The sequence below is a fragment of the Flavobacteriales bacterium genome (assembly GCA_016700415.1).
Taxonomy (GTDB): domain Bacteria; phylum Bacteroidota; class Bacteroidia; order Flavobacteriales_F; family PHOS-HE28; genus PHOS-HE28.
The window spans coordinates 3,598,185-3,616,106 of the sequence record CP065018.1 but is presented as its reverse complement, the minus strand read 5'-3'; the positions used below and the strand labels follow the sequence as shown (position 1 = coordinate 3,616,106).

Here is a 17,922-nt window from a genome sequence, read left to right as displayed (position 1 = left end):
GTAACCTTCCATTACTCCCCCCAACGCAGAGATCTATGCGGAAACCCATACGCTTCCGGCACTTTCTGACCCTTGTGGCCGCCATCGCCTGCACTGTGGCCAGCGCCCAGAACATGGGCATCAACGCAACTCCGGGGGTGCCCCCGACCCCGGACGCCAATGCCATTCTGGACATTGATGTGAGCGGGCTCACCGGAACGGTCGCTCTACCCAAACGGGGCCTGTTGATCCCCCGCATGACCGGGGTCCAACGGCTGGCCATACCGGTCGTAGCGAACGACAACGGGCTCCTTGTGTACCAGACCGATACGGGGGCCGTAAACGATCCCGGCAACCAGCGCGGCTTCTGGTACTACTCCACCGCCGCCCCCGCCGGTTGGGTGCATCTGTCCGTGGCCCGCACCGGTTGGTTCATCCTCGGCAACACCGTGGGAAGTGTCATAGCGCCCTTTCCCGAACACCTCGGCACCGCCAACCTCTCGTCCAATAAGAACCTCGTCTTCCGCACCGTCCTCGCTCCCGCTGCCCCCGCGATGCAGATGGGCTATGATCTGTTCGACTACCTGTCCGGCTTTGTGGGTTTGGGCACGCCAGCACCCGCAGTTGAGCGCTTAGAGGTGCAAGGCGCCATCCGTTTGGAAAAGAACGCCACCCTCCCGGCCCAAGTGGTCACCCCCACCGAAGGAACGATCCGCTACGGCACCAAGGACGGCCTGGCCTCCAGCGCCACCAACTTCAACTGGCACTGGGGCACCAACTTCGACACGCTCGGGGTCATCCAGTGGAGCCGCTTGGAAAATGCCGAGAAATTCGTGACCCCGCCAAAAGAGTTCCCCAAGGACACCGTGGCCTGCACCGGTGCCATCGGTGATGCCTTTCGCGGATTCCTCAGCCCCACGCCGGTCACCCAGACCGCCGCCCCCAACACCTACAGCCCCTTCGCCACCAACTTCACCAGCACCGTTCAAGGCAACTACCGGGTGCAATACCTCTACCGCTACAGCGAGCTGGTGGCCGCCGGCCTCTGCTTTCCCGCCACCATCGATGCCTTTTCCTTTTACTGCTTGGATCAGGAGACCTTGAACAATGTGGGACCTCCCGTATTCCCCACCACCATCACCGGCGAGGTCCGTGGCGGAGCGGCTGTTAATGCGGCCCTTGCCAACCTCACTTCCGGCGCCTATGGGACCACCCCAGGTGCCCCTTTCATGGATGACGCTATCCGGCTGTCCGCCATCAGGGGCAGTTTTAGCGGCTTGATCCCCAGCCCGGGCTGGGTCACCTTCACGCTGAGCAGCCCCATCGTCCTAGCCGCCAACAACAACCTGATCCTCGACATCGTATGGACCCGCAACGTGGGCATCGGCGTAGGCCCCAGGGTGGAACTGGAGGACCCCGGCTTCAATTGTACCAAATGGGTCATGTACCAGCCGGCCGGCGGGGGCCAAAGCGCCGCCACACGCAATATAATGGACGACAACCCCGTGCTTCCCGCCCCGACGGCCGTTGTCGGCCCGGGCGACAACGGGCACACCAAGCGGCCGGTGACACGCTTCACGGGCACAGTGGTCTCCCCCACCACCAAACGGGATTCCGCCAACTACATCCAGTATGATGGCGGGCTGATGGTCGGCTCCCCTGCTTGGTTGGCCGGTGCCACTTTCCACGGGGCCGGCACCATCGGCACCCAGCACGGTGTGTACGACGCGGGCGTGCTGCTGAGCGACCATGTCTTCGACCGCTATTTTGATGGTGCGCCACGGCCTGACGAGGCCCAGGCCGTTCAAGGCTATGCCTATGTGGGGCTGGGCCAATTGCGCGAGCGCCTGGAACGCGACCGCCACCTGCCCAACATGCCCTCCCGCACGGAATGGGAGGCGAAGGACGGGGCCAGCCTCGGCACTGTCACAACCGGCCTCTGGGAGACCGTGGAAGACCAAGCCCTCTACATCACCCAATTAGAAAAGGACCTGCGATCCCTGGAGGAAATGGCCTTCGGCACCGATATGTCCCCGCAGGAGGCCCAGCGCCTTATCACCGAGGTGCAGAGCAGCAAACGGCTGTCCGAGGCCCAAAAGCTTCACCTCATCGACGCCCTGAACGAAAAGGCCACATCCAAGCCATGAACGCCACACGCCGCCTCCCCCGCCGCCTGCACTTCGCCGCTCTGGCCCTGTGCGCTTTGGGCATCGCCGGTGCCGCCCGTGCACAGAACAACGTGGCCATCAATGCCACCGGTGCTGCGGCCTCCCCCCAAGCTATCCTCGACGTCAGCTCCATCACCCAAGGGCTCTTCATCCCCCGCATGGCTACGTTGCCGCCCAACCCGGCCACCCTGCCCCAAGGGCTTACCGTGTTCCGCACCGGCGCGGCCAACGTACGCGGTCTTTGGGCCGTGGATTATGGCCAATGGATTCCCTTGACCAACGGCAACCACGGCTGGGACATCTACGGAAACTTCCTCACCAATGCCGCCGACCCCAACGTGGACTTTATCGGCACCTCGGACTCCCCGTCCAGGCCGATGTACTTCCGCACCAATAACCTGCCCCGCATGCGGATGGACGCCACCACCGGCTACCTCGGCGTGGGCTGGCCGATCCTCCAACCCGCTTCCAAGGAACGCTTGGACATCAACGGCGCCATCCGACAGTATTATGTCCCCTCTCCCGGCGTGGAGACCAGCAACACGAACGACCCCGGGGTGTTCCGCTACCAGACCCGCGGCAACTGGACCGGCACAGGCAATTACAAATACGGCAGCAACGAGAAGCTGGCCGTCAACTCCGTCCTTGGCCTGGTGATCAGCTCCGTACTGGGCACGGTGAACAACTACCCCCTGCAATTTGCCGGGCACTGGGGCAATGTGGATGGCACCGCCATGCGACAGGGCAGCAGCCCCCCCGTGATACAACCCATGATCAACGGCTGGCGTGCCTTTGAGAACCCCTATACCGAGGTGATCGACAAAAGCTGGAGCCACTTCAGGGAGGCCGTGTGTGATAATGTCTCGCGCTTCGTCAACATTCCCAGCGGGATAGCCCCTCCATACACCATGAGCAATACCGTGTCCCCCGGCGCGCCCAATCCCGGTGATCAGGACCTTATAACACCGTTCATCTGCTACAATGCATCGCGGCCCTATATGCGGAGGCAATACCTCTTCCTGGCGTCGGAACTGAACATGGAAATAGCCCAGCTGAACAGCAATCCAAGCGCTGATGGTGGTTTTTGCCCCGGTGAGCCCATTGACCAGATCGCCTTCTGGGTGACGCGGAATATCCTGAAGAACGTGCTCACCATGAGCATTTCGGTGCGCAACGCACCCATAGGCCTGACCGCGCTGAACGGTTTTGACAACACCCCGGACTACGCGGGCACGATGAGCTGCGGCACGTATGTTCCGCCATGGCCGAACGGCCCTGTGGGCGGCCCCTCCTGGTTCGGGATCAACCTCGCTCCTTTCTTTGTTTGGGACGGGACCAGCAACATCATTATCGAGGTCGCCGTCAGGTACCAAACGAATGCGGGCAACCCTATCAATGCGGCCAACAATCCGGTGGGCTGCGTCAACACCGGCTTCAACGCCACTTACGGGGCCAACTCCGTTAGCCCACCCCCCACAGTGCCCGCACCCGTACCCATCGCCAGTTGCAATCTATCTTCCGGATCGGCCATTATGCAGGACAACGCGGGCCCGCCCGTCCCCGCCGACTGGAAGAGCGGTCCCTCCACTTGGCGGCCCGTCGTACGCTTCCATGGAAAGATGTCCACGGCCAGCGCGGCGGCCACCAGCGGGGTGAACAACGCCAGCTACATATACTACCCCGGCGCATTGGTAGTGGAGGACACCCTGACCAACGTCTCCGCCATTCCGTGGGGCCGCTGGCGCGCGAACTATCCCGCCGGCAATAGCTACTGGGCCTATCAGGGCAGTGGCACCGTTTCCGCCCAGAACGGGGTGTATGACAACGGTCTGCAGCTGAACGACCATGTGTTCGACCGGGCTTTCGACGGGCGTGTGGCCCCGGGCGACGCCGCGCACTTCGGCGCGGAGCGCCTGCTGAGCATCGATGAGATGGAGGCTTTCACCCGCGACCACAGGCACCTGCCCACCATGAAGGGCCGGGAAGCGTGGAAGGAGAAGGGCGGCTTTTCGCTAGGCGACCTTACCAACCAGCTATGGGCCACCACCGAGACCCAGGCGCTTTACGTGGCGGACCTGCACGACAAGCTCAACGTGATCGAGATGCTCACCAATGAACGGCCCATCACCACCGCCGAGTTCCGCATCGCACGGCAAGACCTAGGTGCCATGGCGGACCTGACGGACGCGGACAAGGCCCGCCTGATCGCCGACCTGCGCAAGCGCGTCACCCTTACCTCCTCATCCCGCTAGGCCATGGCACACGCACAGATACCCCATCCTTTCCGCAAGCGCCCTGCCGGTCCGGTCGCTATTATGGCCCCATCGCTTTCCGTTTCCCCATGGCGGGCGCTTCCTTGGCTGCTCGCGGCGCTGTTCCTGCTGGCCGCGGCCACGGGGCTGCACGCCCAAGTGGCCATCAACTCCACCGGTGCCGCGCCCAATCCGGGAGGCTCCCACTCCATTTTGGACATCAGCAGCGCCGACAAGGGCATTCTGGCACCGCGCATGACCAGTGCGCAACGCGTAAATCTTACAGGCACCGCGGTGAACGGCCTGCTCATCTACCAGACGGATTCGGTGGCTCTTTCGCCCCGGGGCTATTGGTACTGGGACGCTTTCACACCCGTCGTCGGCTGGAAACACATCGCGTGGGGCGGGGATATCTGGAAGCTTGGTGGTAACACGGGGACCACCAACGTGAATTTTCTGGGCACCCTCAACAACATGCCTTTGGTCTTCCGCACGAACAACCAAGAGCGCGGGCGCCTCTCCGCCAACGGCGAGCTTCAACTCTACTACAGCGGGTCCCCCGTCCCGGTCCCCTTGCCCAGCCCTAACGAGCTGGTGGAAGTGGAAGGCGGCATCAAGCTCACCGGCGGCAGCAATGTCGACAACGAAGGCACCATCAAGTTCACCCCCGCAGTGGGCAAGGTGCCCGGCAAGTTCGAGGGCTACGTGGTGAACGCCGGGGGCACGGCCGTCAACGGATGGAAACAGATCGACAACAACTTCGGCGAGCGCAAGATCCAGGACAGCCCTATCGCCGGGACCGGTTGCCAGGACCCTACCAATGTCACCTTTACGGCCGCCGCCGTAACGGCCGTACCGCGCCCATGGCCCATACCCGGCCCGGCCGGGCCTTTCGCCACCCTCAATGGCGTCCAATCCCCCTACTGGGGACTTTGGGAGGATTCCCACCGGCAGTGGCTCTTCAGGCAGGCCGATATTGCCGTGACGGGCATCTGCCCGGGGCCGGCCAACCCGATCCGTGCCATCGCCTTCAATGTGGCCGCGGTCGGTGGTGGGAGCCAGCGCCTGCACTTTATGCGCTTCAGCCTGAAGAACACCGCCGCGGTCACTGCGGCCAACTTTGACATGGCCCTGCTGACCACCTACGCCATGCCCAGCCCGCCGAACATTGTCGGGCCGCCACCGAGCTATACGATGCCGGCCCACAATACGGGTTACACGGTGAACGTCGGCTGGAACGTACACCCCTACGATCAGGGCGGACCGGGCTTCTTCTGGGCCGGAAGCAACCTTCTGGTGGACGCCTCGGTGGACAACCAGGACTGGGGGGGCATGCGGGAAGGCAGCGTATTCGGCTACAACTCCGGTTACCAGAGCATGGTATCCGTGTATTGCGATGCCTGCGGTGGTACAGGGGGCCACTTCGCCTGCCTGTGGACCGCTCCTCTTTCGGGACCTGTATTTTGGTTTCCGCCGACCACACCGGCGAACGGGTTGGTCGGACCCAATAGCAACATTGAAGGCTGGGGCTGGGTAGGCGGCTGGAACCTTACCGGAACCACCCTCCCCGAACTCTGCGACGGCGGCACGGAAACATGGAACCCCGTGGGTTCGTTCAACCAATCCAACCTGCTGCCCCGTGTGGCCTTCCTGTGCGAATACACCGGCGGCGGCGCGGCCTACAACGTGGGCAACTACATGGTGGCCCAGACCGGGGTAATGATCGGCGATGCCGTATGGGCGGCCAGCGGTGCCTACCCGGCCAACAAATTCCGGGGCCCCGGCACCATCAGCGCACAAAAAAGCGTGTGGTCCGGCAACAGCCTCCTGAGCGACTATGTATTCGACCTCTACTACGACGGCAACGCCAAGCCTGAGGATGCCAAAGGCGCCGGGCAGTATGTGCGCACCCCGCTGAAGGACCTGCCCAACTTCGTGGAGCGCGAACGCCACCTGCCCACCGTGGACGGCCGCGACACTTGGAACAAGACCGGCACCTTCAGCGTGGACAAGCTGGGCAACCAGCTCTGGGTCACCGTGGAAGACCAGAGCCTTTACATCCAGGAGCTCAACGCCCGCATGGACGCCCTACAGAAGTTCCTGGTGGTGAAGAAGCTGAAGGAGCTGGAGCAGAAGTGAGCGGGACGGCAAGCCCGGAATGACACTCGTTCTTGGAGAGGCTGCTTAAAAAGCCGCGCTGGGCGCGGCTTTTTAAGCAGCCTCTCATCGTGGTTGTCACCCCGGCCCCTGAGCCGGGGTCGCGAAAGTGTTGCTGCAGTGGTCGCTGTGGACGGATGCACGAAAAAGGGCCACCTGATCAGGCGGCCCTTGAAGGTTACAAAGTGGTGCTCGGCTTACTTGCGACCGAGGGGCTCGTCGCTCACGGTGAGCTTGTGGCGGCCTTGTGCGCGGCGGCGTGCCAGTACGGCGCGGCCGGCGGGGGTGCTCATGCGCTCGCGGAAGCCGTGGGTGTTCACACGTTTGCGCTTGCTGGGCTGGTAGGTACGCTTCATAGCCGTTCGTTTTTCTTCAAAGGGAGCGCAAAGATAGGTTTTCGAGTGATCTGTGCAACCGCTCTGGTTTTTTACCACGGAGGACGCAGAGAAATGCGGCGGCGGGGAGAGGGACTACCACGAAGAACGCTAAGAACACGAAGGAATGTGAAGAAGGACTACCGCAACGGTCGAAACGAGCGCAACGAAATGCAGGGCGGGCTGGGACTACCACGAAGGGCACGAAGGACACAAAAGAATGCGGAGCGGGGCTATCGGAACACTGAGAGACTCACGTTGCGTTCGTTGCGTGCGTTGCGGTTAAAAACCTTCAGACACTTGGGAATTCCCTCTGCGGTCTCCGCGCCCTTGGCTGTCGAAGGCACGCCTCCGCGGTTAAAAACCCTTTGAACGGTAAAACCTAACACCACTGAGAAATCCCCTTGTGTCCTTTGTGTTCTTTGTGGTCCTCTCTTCTTGAGCGGGGTCACCGTCGGAAACGCAGCCGCTCCAGCCCGTACGCCGCCACGCGGCCCTCCTCGTCTTCCACGATCAGCCGCCCTGAACCGTCCACGTCCAAGGGGCGTGCGGTGAATTCCGCGCCGTCCAAGGTGAAGGTGGAGAACCGGCCCTTGGCCCAGAGGCGATCGGCATAGGCATGGGCGACCGCTTCGGGCGACCCTTCGAGCACGGCCCACCAATGCTGCATGCGTCCGCACAGCTCCGTAAGCACGGTGCGGAGGGGGTGAACGGCCCGGGTCTCCTGCAGCAGACTGGTGGCCGCCAATTCACTGGGCAGCCCCGTACTGTTCACATTGATGCCGATGCCCACGACGGAGGACGCCACGTAAGGTCCCTTCAGCTCGTTGACGATGAGGATCCCCGCGACCTTGTTACGGCCGATGAGCACATCGTTGGGCCATTTGATGCGGGCTTCCTGATCGTCGTTGCCGGCTTCCCGGATCGCGCCGGACACAACGTCATGCACGGCCAGCGCTGTGGCCTTCGCCAGGTTGAACTGCCCCGCGGCCGGGAAACGTTCGGGCAATAACACCAGACTGGCGGTGAGGTCCAGACCCGGAGCTGCGATCCACTCCCGCCCCCGCTGCCCCCGGCCGGCGGTCTGCTCCATGGCCATGATGACAGAGCCGTGGCGCAATTCCTGACGGGAAAGCGCCGTGGCAGCATAGTTGTTGGTGCTGTCCACGGTATCCAGCACGATCACCTCTTCCCCGATGGCCGACATGTTCCGTATTGAATTGAAAGGTGCTCCTGTCCGGAACGCCCCGCCCATTGTGTACCTTTGAACGCGCCACAAGTATAGACCGCATGAAGGAAGCCCAACGACCCTCCACCACCAATCCCTTGGTGGACGCCGTGGTCCAAGGCATGCAGGAAGTGAAAGCAAAGGACATCGTACACCTCGACCTGCGCGAAGTGCCCAACACGGTGTGCGACCACTTCATCATCTGCCATGGTGATTCCAGCACGCAGGTGGCGGCGATCGCCCGGAGCGTGGAGAAGTTCACCCTGCAACATGCGCATGAGAGACCGTGGCACGCGGAAGGCAAGGAGAACGCGGGATGGATCTTGCTGGATTACGTGGACGTGGTGGTCCACATCTTCCTGAGGGACGTGCGCACCTTCTATGGACTGGACCAACTTTGGGCGGACGCCATCCGCAATACTTACGAGAACGTAGCTTGACAGAACGCCGTGGAAAACAACGAAAAGCCTAAGAAGGACAGCCAAGGGCAGCGCCCCAAGCGCTCGTTCAACTTTTATTGGATCTACGGGATCATCGTGGTGATGATCCTGGCCATGGGGTTGTTCAACTTCAATTCGCACGTGGTGCGGATCGACATCTCGGAATATGACAACTACCTCGCCAATGGCGATGTGCAGGGCATCGAGGTGAAGGGGGACGCCGTGCTGGTGACCATCATGAAGGACAGCCTGATAAAGGAGGTCCATGAGAAGAAGTTGGCAGGCACCAGTCCGGAGGCCGGAGCGGCACAATACACCTTCTACATCGGCAATACCCCGCAGATGCAGCAGCAGGTGATCGAAGAGGCCCGCGCCAAGAAGGTGGACGTGCGCATCGATCCCCAGAACGACATGGGCAAGGAGATCTTGAACTGGGTGCTGTTCTTCGGTGCCATCGCTCTGGTGTGGATGTTCATGATGCGCCGCATGGGCGGGCCGAGCGGGCCGGGCGGCCAGATCTTCAACATCGGCAAGAGCCGCGCCCAAGTGTTCGAGGGCGGCAAGAGCACCGACATCACCTTCAATGACGTGGCCGGTCTGGAGGAGGCCAAGGAGGAACTCCAGGAGATCGTGGACTTCCTGAAGACGCCGAAGAAGTACACCGACCTCGGCGCGAAGATCCCCAAGGGCGCCTTGCTGGTGGGCCCTCCCGGAACGGGAAAGACGCTGCTGGCCAAGGCCATAGCGGGCGAGGCAGAGGTACCCTTCTTCTCGCTCAGCGGCTCGGACTTCGTGGAGATGTTCGTGGGCGTGGGCGCAAGCCGCGTACGCGACCTCTTCAAACAGGCCAAGGAAAAAGCGCCCAGCATCATCTTCATTGATGAGATCGACGCCATTGGCCGTGCCCGGGGCCGCAACGTGAACATGGGCTCGAACGACGAGCGCGAGAACACCCTCAACCAGCTCCTGACCGAAATGGACGGCTTCGGCACCAACACCGGGGTGATCCTGATCGGGGCCACCAACCGTGCCGACGTGCTGGACCGTGCCCTGTTGCGTCCCGGCCGCTTCGACCGGCAGATCTTCGTGGACATGCCCGACCTGAACGAGCGCATCGCCATTTTCAAGGTCCACCTCAAGCCCCTGAAAATGGACATCGCCGTGGACGTGGAGTTCCTCGCCCGCCAGACGCCCGGCTTCAGCGGCGCGGACATCGCCAACATCTGCAACGAGGCCGCCCTGATCGCTGCGCGGCGCAAGAAGACCTCCGTGGAGAAGCAGGACTTCCTTGATGCAGTGGACCGTGTGATCGGCGGGCTGGAGAAGAAGAACAAGATCATCACCACCGAGGAGAAGCGCGCCATCGCCTACCACGAGGCCGGCCATGCCACTGTGAGCTGGTTGGTGGAACACGCCTCACCCTTGGTGAAGGTGACCATCGTGCCCCGCGGGCGCTCATTGGGCGCCGCTTGGTACTTGCCCGATGAACGGCACCTTACCACCACCGAACAGATGCTGGACGAGATCTGCGCGGCCATGGGCGGAAGGGCCGCTGAGGACCTCATTTACGGCAAAGTGAGCACCGGTGCCCTCAGCGACCTGGAGAAGGTGACCAAGCAGGCCACCGCCATGGTGACCGTGTATGGCCTGAACGATAAGATCGGCAACATCAGCTTCTACGACAGCACCGGCCAGAGCGAATACAGCTTTGGTAAGCCCTACAGCGAGCACACCGCTAGGATGATCGATGAGGAGGTGCGCAATATCGTGGAGGTACAGTATGTACGCGCCAAGCGGATCCTCACCGAGAACAAGGACAAGCTCACTGCACTGGCCACGCAACTGCTGGAGAAGGAAGTCATCTTCAAGGAGGACCTCGAAAAGATCTTCGGGAACCGGCCCTTCGCCCCCCAGGAGCAAGTGGCCCTGACCCAGCCACAGAACGGGAACGGGGGAAAGACCGCTCCGGAACCGGGATCCCTCGGCACCAAGGAGGACAACACCTCGGTGGCCTAACCGAGCTTTCCGCCCATGACCGAAACGGCAACGCGGGCACTGACCGGAGCGGCCTACGTGGCGCTCACTTTGGGCGCGGCCCTCGCAGGACCGCTCACCACCACTTTGCTCTTCCTGCCCGTGAGCCTTCTGGCGGCCCGCGAAATGCACCGGTTGAGCCATGCGACCAAGGAGGAAACACCTCCGGTGACCATTCCCCTGCTCGTGACGGCGGCCACCTTTCTCACCATCGCGTTTCTGGGTACCGGCCTGCTCTCCCTGCGATCGTCGGCCGTGGTGCTACTAGCGGCGTTCACGGTCGGGGTGGTCGACATCGTGCTGAACAACGCGAAGGAACCGGTCCGAGGGGTCGGCACCCTGCTGATCATGATCGCCTACATCGCCATGCCCTTCGGGCTGATCACCTCGCTGCTTACGGACGGACCGCACTTGTTCATCGGCTTCATGATCATCCTTTGGACCAACGATACCGGTGCCTACTTGGTAGGCCGGGCGATCGGCCGTACCAAGCTGATGCCGCGGGTAAGCCCGAAGAAGACCGTGGAAGGCTTCGGGGGCGGGCTGGTGCTGGCCATGATGGCCGGTGTGGTGCTGGCCTTGGCGTGGCCCGACCTCACGTTGGCGCAGTGGGTGATCTGCGCCGCCGTGGTGGCGGTGACCTCCACCATCGGCGACCTGTTGGAATCCTCCTTCAAACGGGAGGCCGGTGTGAAGGATTCCGGACACGTCCTGCCGGGGCACGGTGGAATTCTGGACCGATTCGATGGCTTTTTATTGGCCCTGCCCGCCATGCTGGCCTGCGCGAAGTTGATGGGCGCTTGAACGGAACCGCCCACCCCGGAACCGGGGTATTCCCGCATACCCTCCCCTATATTTGGCCGCCCCGTGCAAGCATGCGTCTACACCGCGAAGGAACCCTCACCATCCTGCTCATCCTTGTAGTGAGCTGCCTCACTATCTATGCCGCTTGGCACTGGTTGCCGAGCGTAGTGGTGTGGCCCATCGCATCGGCCATGGTGGCACTGCTTGGCGTGGTGATCTGGTTCTTCCGTGTGCCTCCCCGTTACCCCGGCGGCGAGGATGCCTTGGTGCTGTCACCCTGCGACGGCAAGGTCGTGGTGGTGGAAGAGGTAATGGAGAATGAATACTTCAAAGACCGGCGGATACAGGTCTCCATCTTCATGAGCCCGTTGAACGTGCACGTGAACTACCACCCCGTGAACGGGAACGTGACCTTCCGACAATACCACAAGGGCAAATACTTGGTGGCCTGGCATCCCAAAAGCAGCACCGAGAACGAGCGCTGCACGGTGGTGGTGAAGCACCCCCTGCATGGCGAAGTGCTGGTCCGCCAGATCGCCGGTGCCTTGGCACGGCGCATCTGCACCTATCCCCGGCCTGGGGACGCGGCGGTGCAAGGCTCCGAGCTCGGCTTCATTAAATTCGGCTCCCGCGTGGACCTATTCCTGCCCTTGAACGCCACTGTAGCCGTTCAGATCGGTGAGGTGGTGAAAGGTGCCACCTCGGTGATCGCACACTACGAACCATGAACATGCGCAACTCCCTCCTCCTCCTCGCGATTTTTACTTTCGCCGCCTGCTCCAACGAAGAGACCGCTCCGGATCAGTCGACCCTGACAACGCCCGTAACTGCTCCTTCCGAACCTGCGGATGTCCCAGCCAAACCAGACAGCGGCGGCGTACAGTTGCACTCCTTGGAAGGTAGTGGCCTGAAGTTCCATGGGGTTTACGATTCGCCCACTTCCGGCAACGTTCACTACTTCATGCGGTTCTTCGAACGCGGCAATGTGGCCTTGGTGGCCGGTCGGCAAGAACCGAACGACCCCACGGACCTCCGATCCTTGCTCACGGAGAATGTCCAAAGCGGGAAGAACAACATCCATAATGTGCCGGTAACGCGCCGTGGCGACAGCCTCTTCTTCTCCACCATGGCCAACCGGGGCGCGATCAACTACGCCGGCGTGTTGGACGGCGATTCGTTGCGCTTCCTCAAGCACAGTAAGGCCACCGGAAAGAAGGCCGTCGTGAGCTATGGCTTCCTGCCTGACGGGGCCTCCCTCAAATAGGGTGAACAAAGTTCAAAGGAGCACGGCCCGCAATTCGTCCAAACGCGTGATCCGGTAGGTGGCCTGGGGATCCCCGGACTCCAAGGGTGCCAGATGGGCTTGATCCATTCCCGCCCTGCGTGCCCCGCCGATATCGGCAACGGCGTTATCCCCGATCATCAGGCTTTCCTGCAGCTTGGCCCCTGCGGACCGCATGGCATGGCGAAAGATCCGCGTGGAGGGCTTGGAGGCCCCGGCCATCTCACTTGTAAGCACCACATCGAAGAACCCCCGTATTCCTGAAGCGTCCATCTTAACGCCCTGCACCTCGGTGAAGCCATTGGTGATGATGTGCATACGGTAGTCCTTCCGAAGGTCCTCCAAAAGATCCAGCGCTCCGGGAAGCAGTGTGGACCTCCTTGGGCAGCGCTCCATGTAGGTCTCCTCCAGTCGCTTGGCCAGGCCGGCGTTCCGCAGACCGAACTGTTCCAAGGCCTGGTTGAAGCGCAATGCCCGGATCACCTCCTTGGGTATGGTCCCGGCCTCCATGCGTGCCCATAGGGCGACATTCACTTCCTCATAAGCCGGGATGAAAGCGTCACCGTCCACGCCCATTTCCGCCAGACCGAATTCCGCATGCAGCTCGGCCAGCACGGCGCGTGAGTTTGCCTCAAAGTCCCACAACGTGTGGTCCAGGTCGAAAAAGAGGTGGCGATAGTGTTTCACCCTGTGAATTTCCATGCCGCGCTAAGAACGAACGACCAGAGCACCACCGACACTAGCAGCAATGGCAGCATGCGGCGGTCGTGCCGAAAATACTTTGCCGCGAGCAACGCCGTGAGCGGGATGGACAAGATCGGCGGTGAAATGAGCGCCAGTCCATAGATGCCATACCCGTGTTTCAAACGGACGATGAACCTGTTCGTGCGTGTGAAGATGCGCCTCGGCGATACCCCGCGGGCGATGGCATGGGCGCGTTTGCGCAAACGGCGGAGCCGGAACCATTCCAAGACTCTCGCCCCGCCCAAGAAGAAAACGATCATGCCAATGCATCCCCCGGCAGCGATCAGCAGCACCGTTTGCCAGAAGTTGTTCCCGAACTGGTGGTAGGAAAGGGGGGCGGAGAAGAAAAATTTCACCACGGCCGCCGTCATCACCGCAATGGCATGCAGCAGCGTCTTCATGGTTACACCTTGTTACCGTAGGCCAGGTCGCCCGCATCGCCAAGGCCCGGCACGATGTAGGCCTCGGCGGTCATCTCCTCATCGATCGCTCCGAGCCAGTACTTGGTGTTGGCGGGGAAATGCTTCTTCACGAACTCCACACCCTCGGTGCTGGCGATGACGGAGACGACATGCACCGCTTTGGGCTTGCCCATCCGTAACATGGCTTTGTAGACCAAGGCCATGCTGCGGCCGCTGGCCATCATCGGATCGCTGATCACCAGCACACGGCCGTCAATGGAGGGACTGCTGAGGTATTCCACCTCCACGTCGAAGCCGTCCTCGCCCTTGCGGTGTTTCCGGTAGGCGCTCACGAATGCATTGTCTGCGCGGTCGAAATAGTTGAGCATCCCTTGGTGTAAGGGCAGGCCTGCGCGGAGAATGGTACAGAGCACGGGCTGGTCCACCGGAAGGGAAACACGCGCCACGCCGAGCGGTGACACCACTTCGGACTCCGCGTACTCAAGTGTCCGGCTCAGCTCATAGGCCATCACCTCCCCCATCCGTTCGAGGTTCCGACGGAACCGGAGCGGGTCTTTCTGCACCTCCACGTCCCGCAGTTCCGCAAGAAAGCGGTTCGCTATGGAGTTCGTCTTGTTCAGTTCCACCACCATGGTCAAGGTTTCATTAGCCGGATCAACGGCGGAAGCCGGTTCATCAAAGCTCGCAAATAAAGCACGGGAGCCGCGCCGAAGCCGGAATAAAACCGCGCCAGTTGAGGATCATTACCCCCGGCGAAGTCCAAGAGCATGCCGCTGGAGGCGTGTTCCGATATCACATCATCGATCAAGGCGTGCATGGCGCGAAGATCGCGACCATTCGCCGAAGCCATGCCCTTGAGGAAGATGATACTGCCACCGCTCCGCACGAACCACGCGGCGGCAACGGGTCCCCCATCGCCGGTCACCATGCGCCCGAATCCCGTGCCCGTTTCCTCGGAGGCGACCAGCACGCGCCGCATGGTCGCACGCTGGACGGCATCGATGCCCCAGCGCGTGAATTGCTCAGAACCCTCAAGAAAATCGATCACACGGCCACTGCCAACACCACGCTCCACCACCACGCCGAGCTGCTCCACTTTCCGCAAACTTCGCCGATGATTGAGGCTGTAGCCCGCACGCAGGGCCTCCACCGGCCCTTCTAAGCGGAGCACATGGTCGGTCCGTTCTTCGGTACGAAGATCTGCTGATCCGGATATAGCAGCACCGAGCATGTAGATATCCGCATACCGGAAACGCTTCGGTAACGCATGCAGGAAACGCGCGGCATCATCCTCTCCGGGTTCCCGAGAGAACGGTCCCAAATGCTGGATGAGAAAGGGCTGGTAGAGGTAGCGGATGCCATATTTCATCCGCCATGGCAAAGGCATCTGGGCACCCGTGGCCTCGTCCACCAAGGCATCCCATCCCGGAGCCGCAGCCTCCAAGGTGGCACTAAGGCCATACCAGGATCCATTGGTGCAAGCGGCCATACGCCTGTCCCAAGCAGCGAGGTCGATATCCGCGTGGCGCAAATAGCTGATCATGGCCGCGCATATTGAAGGACTTCCTCCGCCACGCCTCCCCACCCGGCCTCGTCGCCATAGCCGCTCAGGAAGCGTTCGTGCCACACGGAGATGAATTGGCCCTGTACGGCCCGCACGGCGTCCACTAGGCGCTTGGCCTCAGCGACCGCCTCCCGAGGCGACAGATGCATCTTGTAGCACATGGCGCTGTCCATCATCGCGAATGGATGGATCATCAAGGTGGTCTCCCGTTCGGCGGCCAGATCATAGAAGGGAAAGGCGGTGCAGGTGCCCGCACGGAAACCGGTGTGGTCGGCGAGGCCCATACTGTGATCTTCGAGAATGCCAATGCCTTCCAGATAGTGATAGGTCCCCGGAAGGCGCAGGCGCAGGAAATGTTGGCGCGAGTGCGTGACCGGTCGGCCGACCACGGCTTCCAAACGCTCCTTTTCCTCGGAAATACGGAATGTGTTCTCCAAGCTTTCGTAACCCGGATGCAGGCCCACTTCCGCGCGTTGCGCCATGCGCTTGACCAAGGCTTGCATGAAAGGCACCTCCGGCCCGATGGCATGGTCATGCTTCCCGATCGGTGCCGTGAGGAAATTGACGATCGCATGTCCGCCGGAGCGTTCCACAAGGTCTAGAAAAGTTTCATGGACGGCGTACGGGTCCGATCTGGACCCCGTCAGTACGGCCAAACGGTCCATCACCCGGCGCGGATGCCCTTTCAGCAGGTCGCGTGCGCCGCCGCCGATGGAACGCCACCACGGACGCCCGCGATACATGGCCCCGTTGTCCACGTCCAAGGTGGCGGTATGCGCGTATTCCCTCCGGAGCCTAGGAAGCCGCGGGTCTTGCTTCCGCCAACTTTCCACGAACGTGAGCAACCATTCATCCACGACGGGCCGGTCCAAGTATCCGTGCCTTGCGGCATGGAGCGCATCGGTCTTGGGCCTTCCGTGTTCATCGCGTTCCACGGGACCGTATTCCTCATAGCGTGAAAGCTGGAAGAACGTGGCTGCGAACAGATCGAAGGGAAGATCACCGCTTTCGGATGGGAAAAGGACCGGCATACCGAGGGAAAGTCCCACCTCGGGCTCCAGGTGCTCAATGCGTTCCTGCTCAAGCAAGCCATGTGGCACCACCTGAAATGCCCCTTCCATTGCAGTATGTCCGTAAACGAGCTTAGGCCCCATCACCTTTCGCAGGTCGGACATCTCCTGGACCTCCACCGCGTCCCAACCGGCCATGGGACCGAGCAGGTGCGCCACGCTGTATCGCGACCGCGGACCGGGCCGCTCGATGTGATAATGAATGTCGGCCATGGGGGCTTGCGCAAGTTAACCCAGCGACGCCCCTCAGCCGTGCCCTTCGAGCAACACCTCGCAGATCGCCTCCGCGGCATGGCCATCGCCAAAGATCGGCGGGCAATCGGGTACGCCGTCGTGCAGGAACATCGCCGCGACCTCAGCGATCCGTGAGGGGTCCGCATCCGCCAGTACGGCCTGGCCGTTCGCAACAAGTTCCACCCATTCAGTCTCCGGGCGCAGCACCACCACGGGCTTGCCGAAGAAGTACGCTTCCTTCTGCACACCCCCGCTGTCCGTGACCACCAGCTTGGCGTTCCGCTCCAAGGCGATCATGTCCAGAAAGCCCACCGGTGGCACGAGATGAAAATACGGTGCCTCCTCGATGGCCGCTTGCAGGTGGCCATGGAGCAAGCTGTCCATCATTTTCCGCGTGCGCGGATGCACGGGCAGCACCACGGGAAGGTCATGCAGGCGGTGCAGGTCCAGTAACGCGGTGAAAATGGCGTTGATGCGCACCGGATCGTCCGTGTTATGGTCGCGATGAACGGTGGCAAGCACAAAGTCCTTCCCCTCCAAGTGCAGCTCCTTCAACAGCCGGGAGCGGCTCTCCGCCAACTCCGCGAAACGCATGCTGTTGTCGTACATCACGTCGCCCGTGGCCGCCACACGGGGCCGGTCCACAGTGGGCGATGCCTCGTTGGCCTGTTTGAAGCCCTCGCGCAGAAGATTCTCCACCGCGGTGTCCGTGGGGCAGAACAGCCATGTGCTGCAATGGTCGCAAACGATCCGGTTCACCTCTTCGGGCATGGCCTTGTTGAAGGAGCGAAGACCCGCTTCCACATGGGCCACGGGTATGTGCAATTTGGCGGCGGCCACGGCGCCGGCCAGCGTGCTGTTGGTATCCCCGTACAGCAGCACCACGTCGTGCTTGCCGGTCTGAAGCTCTTTCTCGATGCCCTCGATCATTCGTGCCGTCATGGCCCCGTGCGCGCCACTGCCCACGCCCAAGGCGATGTCCGCTCCAGGGATGCCCAGTTCATCGAAGAACACCTGGGACATGTTGGCATCGTAGTGTTGCCCGGTGTGGAGCAAGGTCTCCACGAGGCGGCCTTGGAACCGGCCACGCACGGCATGACTGATGGCGGCGGCCTTGATGATCTGGGGGCGCGCCCCGATGACGGTGAGGATCCGCAAGGGCTTTGGCAT

General features: G+C 61.9%; 16 protein-coding genes. 8 read left to right on the top strand and 8 right to left on the bottom strand.

Translation table 11 applies throughout. The features are described 5' to 3' along the window. The first annotated feature begins 35 nt into the window (after positions 1–35). The 3 genes from IPP95_15145 to IPP95_15135 are packed head-to-tail and all read left to right on the top strand — an operon-like array spanning position 36 to position 6,538. The gene (locus IPP95_15145) at positions 36–2,126 is read left to right on the top strand and encodes a hypothetical protein (GenBank protein QQS72483.1); all 2,091 of its coding nucleotides are present in this window, start codon (positions 36–38) and stop codon (positions 2,124–2,126) included. Further along, positions 2,123–4,399 (top strand): hypothetical protein, encoded by a 2,277-nt coding sequence (locus IPP95_15140; protein ID QQS72482.1) that lies wholly within the window; start codon positions 2,123–2,125, stop codon positions 4,397–4,399. The genes IPP95_15145 and IPP95_15140 overlap by 4 nt, the downstream gene beginning before the upstream one ends. A gap of 3 nt (positions 4,400–4,402) precedes the next feature. Then, positions 4,403–6,538, top strand: coding sequence for a hypothetical protein (locus IPP95_15135; GenBank protein QQS72481.1), 2,136 nt, complete (start codon positions 4,403–4,405; stop codon positions 6,536–6,538). Between the two features lie 215 nt (positions 6,539–6,753). On the opposite strand, the gene rpmH is transcribed toward IPP95_15135, so the two are convergent. Both rpmH and IPP95_15125 read right to left on the bottom strand, forming a co-directional pair. Further along, entirely contained in the window at positions 6,754–6,912 is a 159-nt protein-coding gene (rpmH, locus tag IPP95_15130; protein QQS72480.1) for a 50S ribosomal protein L34, read from the bottom strand. Between the two features lie 466 nt (positions 6,913–7,378). After that, positions 7,379–8,137 (bottom strand): biotin--[acetyl-CoA-carboxylase] ligase, encoded by a 759-nt coding sequence (locus IPP95_15125; GenBank protein ID QQS72479.1) that lies wholly within the window; start codon positions 8,135–8,137, stop codon positions 7,379–7,381. 83 nt (positions 8,138–8,220) lie between these two features. Here IPP95_15125 and rsfS point away from each other — a divergent pair, with 83 nt between their 5' ends. The 5 genes from rsfS (at position 8,221) to IPP95_15100 (ending at position 12,700) form a co-directional block, all read left to right on the top strand. Beyond that, positions 8,221–8,598 (top strand): ribosome silencing factor, encoded by a 378-nt coding sequence (rsfS, locus tag IPP95_15120; protein QQS72478.1) that lies wholly within the window; start codon positions 8,221–8,223, stop codon positions 8,596–8,598. A 102-nt stretch (positions 8,599–8,700) separates the two neighbouring features. After that, entirely contained in the window at positions 8,701–10,614 is a 1,914-nt protein-coding gene (ftsH, locus tag IPP95_15115) for an ATP-dependent zinc metalloprotease FtsH (GenBank protein QQS74289.1), read from the top strand. A 15-nt stretch (positions 10,615–10,629) separates the two neighbouring features. Continuing rightward, positions 10,630–11,436 (top strand): phosphatidate cytidylyltransferase, encoded by an 807-nt coding sequence (locus IPP95_15110; protein QQS72477.1) that lies wholly within the window; start codon positions 10,630–10,632, stop codon positions 11,434–11,436. 71 nt (positions 11,437–11,507) lie between these two features. Continuing rightward, positions 11,508–12,164, top strand: coding sequence for a phosphatidylserine decarboxylase family protein (locus tag IPP95_15105; GenBank protein ID QQS72476.1), 657 nt, complete (start codon positions 11,508–11,510; stop codon positions 12,162–12,164). Positions 12,165–12,166: 2 nt separating this feature from the next. Then, the gene (locus tag IPP95_15100) at positions 12,167–12,700 is read left to right on the top strand and encodes a hypothetical protein (protein QQS72475.1); all 534 of its coding nucleotides are present in this window, start codon (positions 12,167–12,169) and stop codon (positions 12,698–12,700) included. A gap of 12 nt (positions 12,701–12,712) precedes the next feature. Here the strand turns inward: IPP95_15100 and IPP95_15095 are convergent, their stop codons facing one another. From IPP95_15095 to wecB, 6 genes are read right to left on the bottom strand one after another with little or no spacing between them, the layout of a single operon-like run. After that, the gene (locus tag IPP95_15095) at positions 12,713–13,405 is read right to left on the bottom strand and encodes a noncanonical pyrimidine nucleotidase, YjjG family (protein QQS72474.1); all 693 of its coding nucleotides are present in this window, start codon (positions 13,403–13,405) and stop codon (positions 12,713–12,715) included. After that, a complete protein-coding gene (locus IPP95_15090; GenBank protein QQS72473.1) occupies positions 13,402–13,863 on the bottom strand; it encodes a hypothetical protein in 462 nt (153 codons plus the stop codon). The genes IPP95_15095 and IPP95_15090 overlap by 4 nt, the downstream gene beginning before the upstream one ends. Positions 13,864–13,865: 2 nt before the next feature. After that, positions 13,866–14,516 carry a uracil phosphoribosyltransferase gene (upp, locus tag IPP95_15085; GenBank protein ID QQS72472.1) on the bottom strand — a complete coding sequence of 217 codons (651 nt, stop codon included), beginning with the start codon at positions 14,514–14,516 and terminating at the stop codon, positions 13,866–13,868. A gap of 2 nt (positions 14,517–14,518) precedes the next feature. Further along, positions 14,519–15,427: a GNAT family N-acetyltransferase gene (locus IPP95_15080; protein QQS72471.1), complete on the bottom strand. Its 909-nt coding sequence runs from the start codon at positions 15,425–15,427 to the stop codon at positions 14,519–14,521. After that, positions 15,424–16,731 carry a polysaccharide deacetylase family protein gene (locus IPP95_15075; protein QQS72470.1) on the bottom strand — a complete coding sequence of 436 codons (1,308 nt, stop codon included), beginning with the start codon at positions 16,729–16,731 and terminating at the stop codon, positions 15,424–15,426. Before IPP95_15075 ends, IPP95_15080 begins: the two co-directional genes overlap by 4 nt. Positions 16,732–16,764: 33 nt before the next feature. Then, positions 16,765–17,922 (bottom strand): UDP-N-acetylglucosamine 2-epimerase (non-hydrolyzing), encoded by a 1,158-nt coding sequence (gene wecB, locus IPP95_15070; GenBank protein QQS72469.1) that lies wholly within the window; start codon positions 17,920–17,922, stop codon positions 16,765–16,767.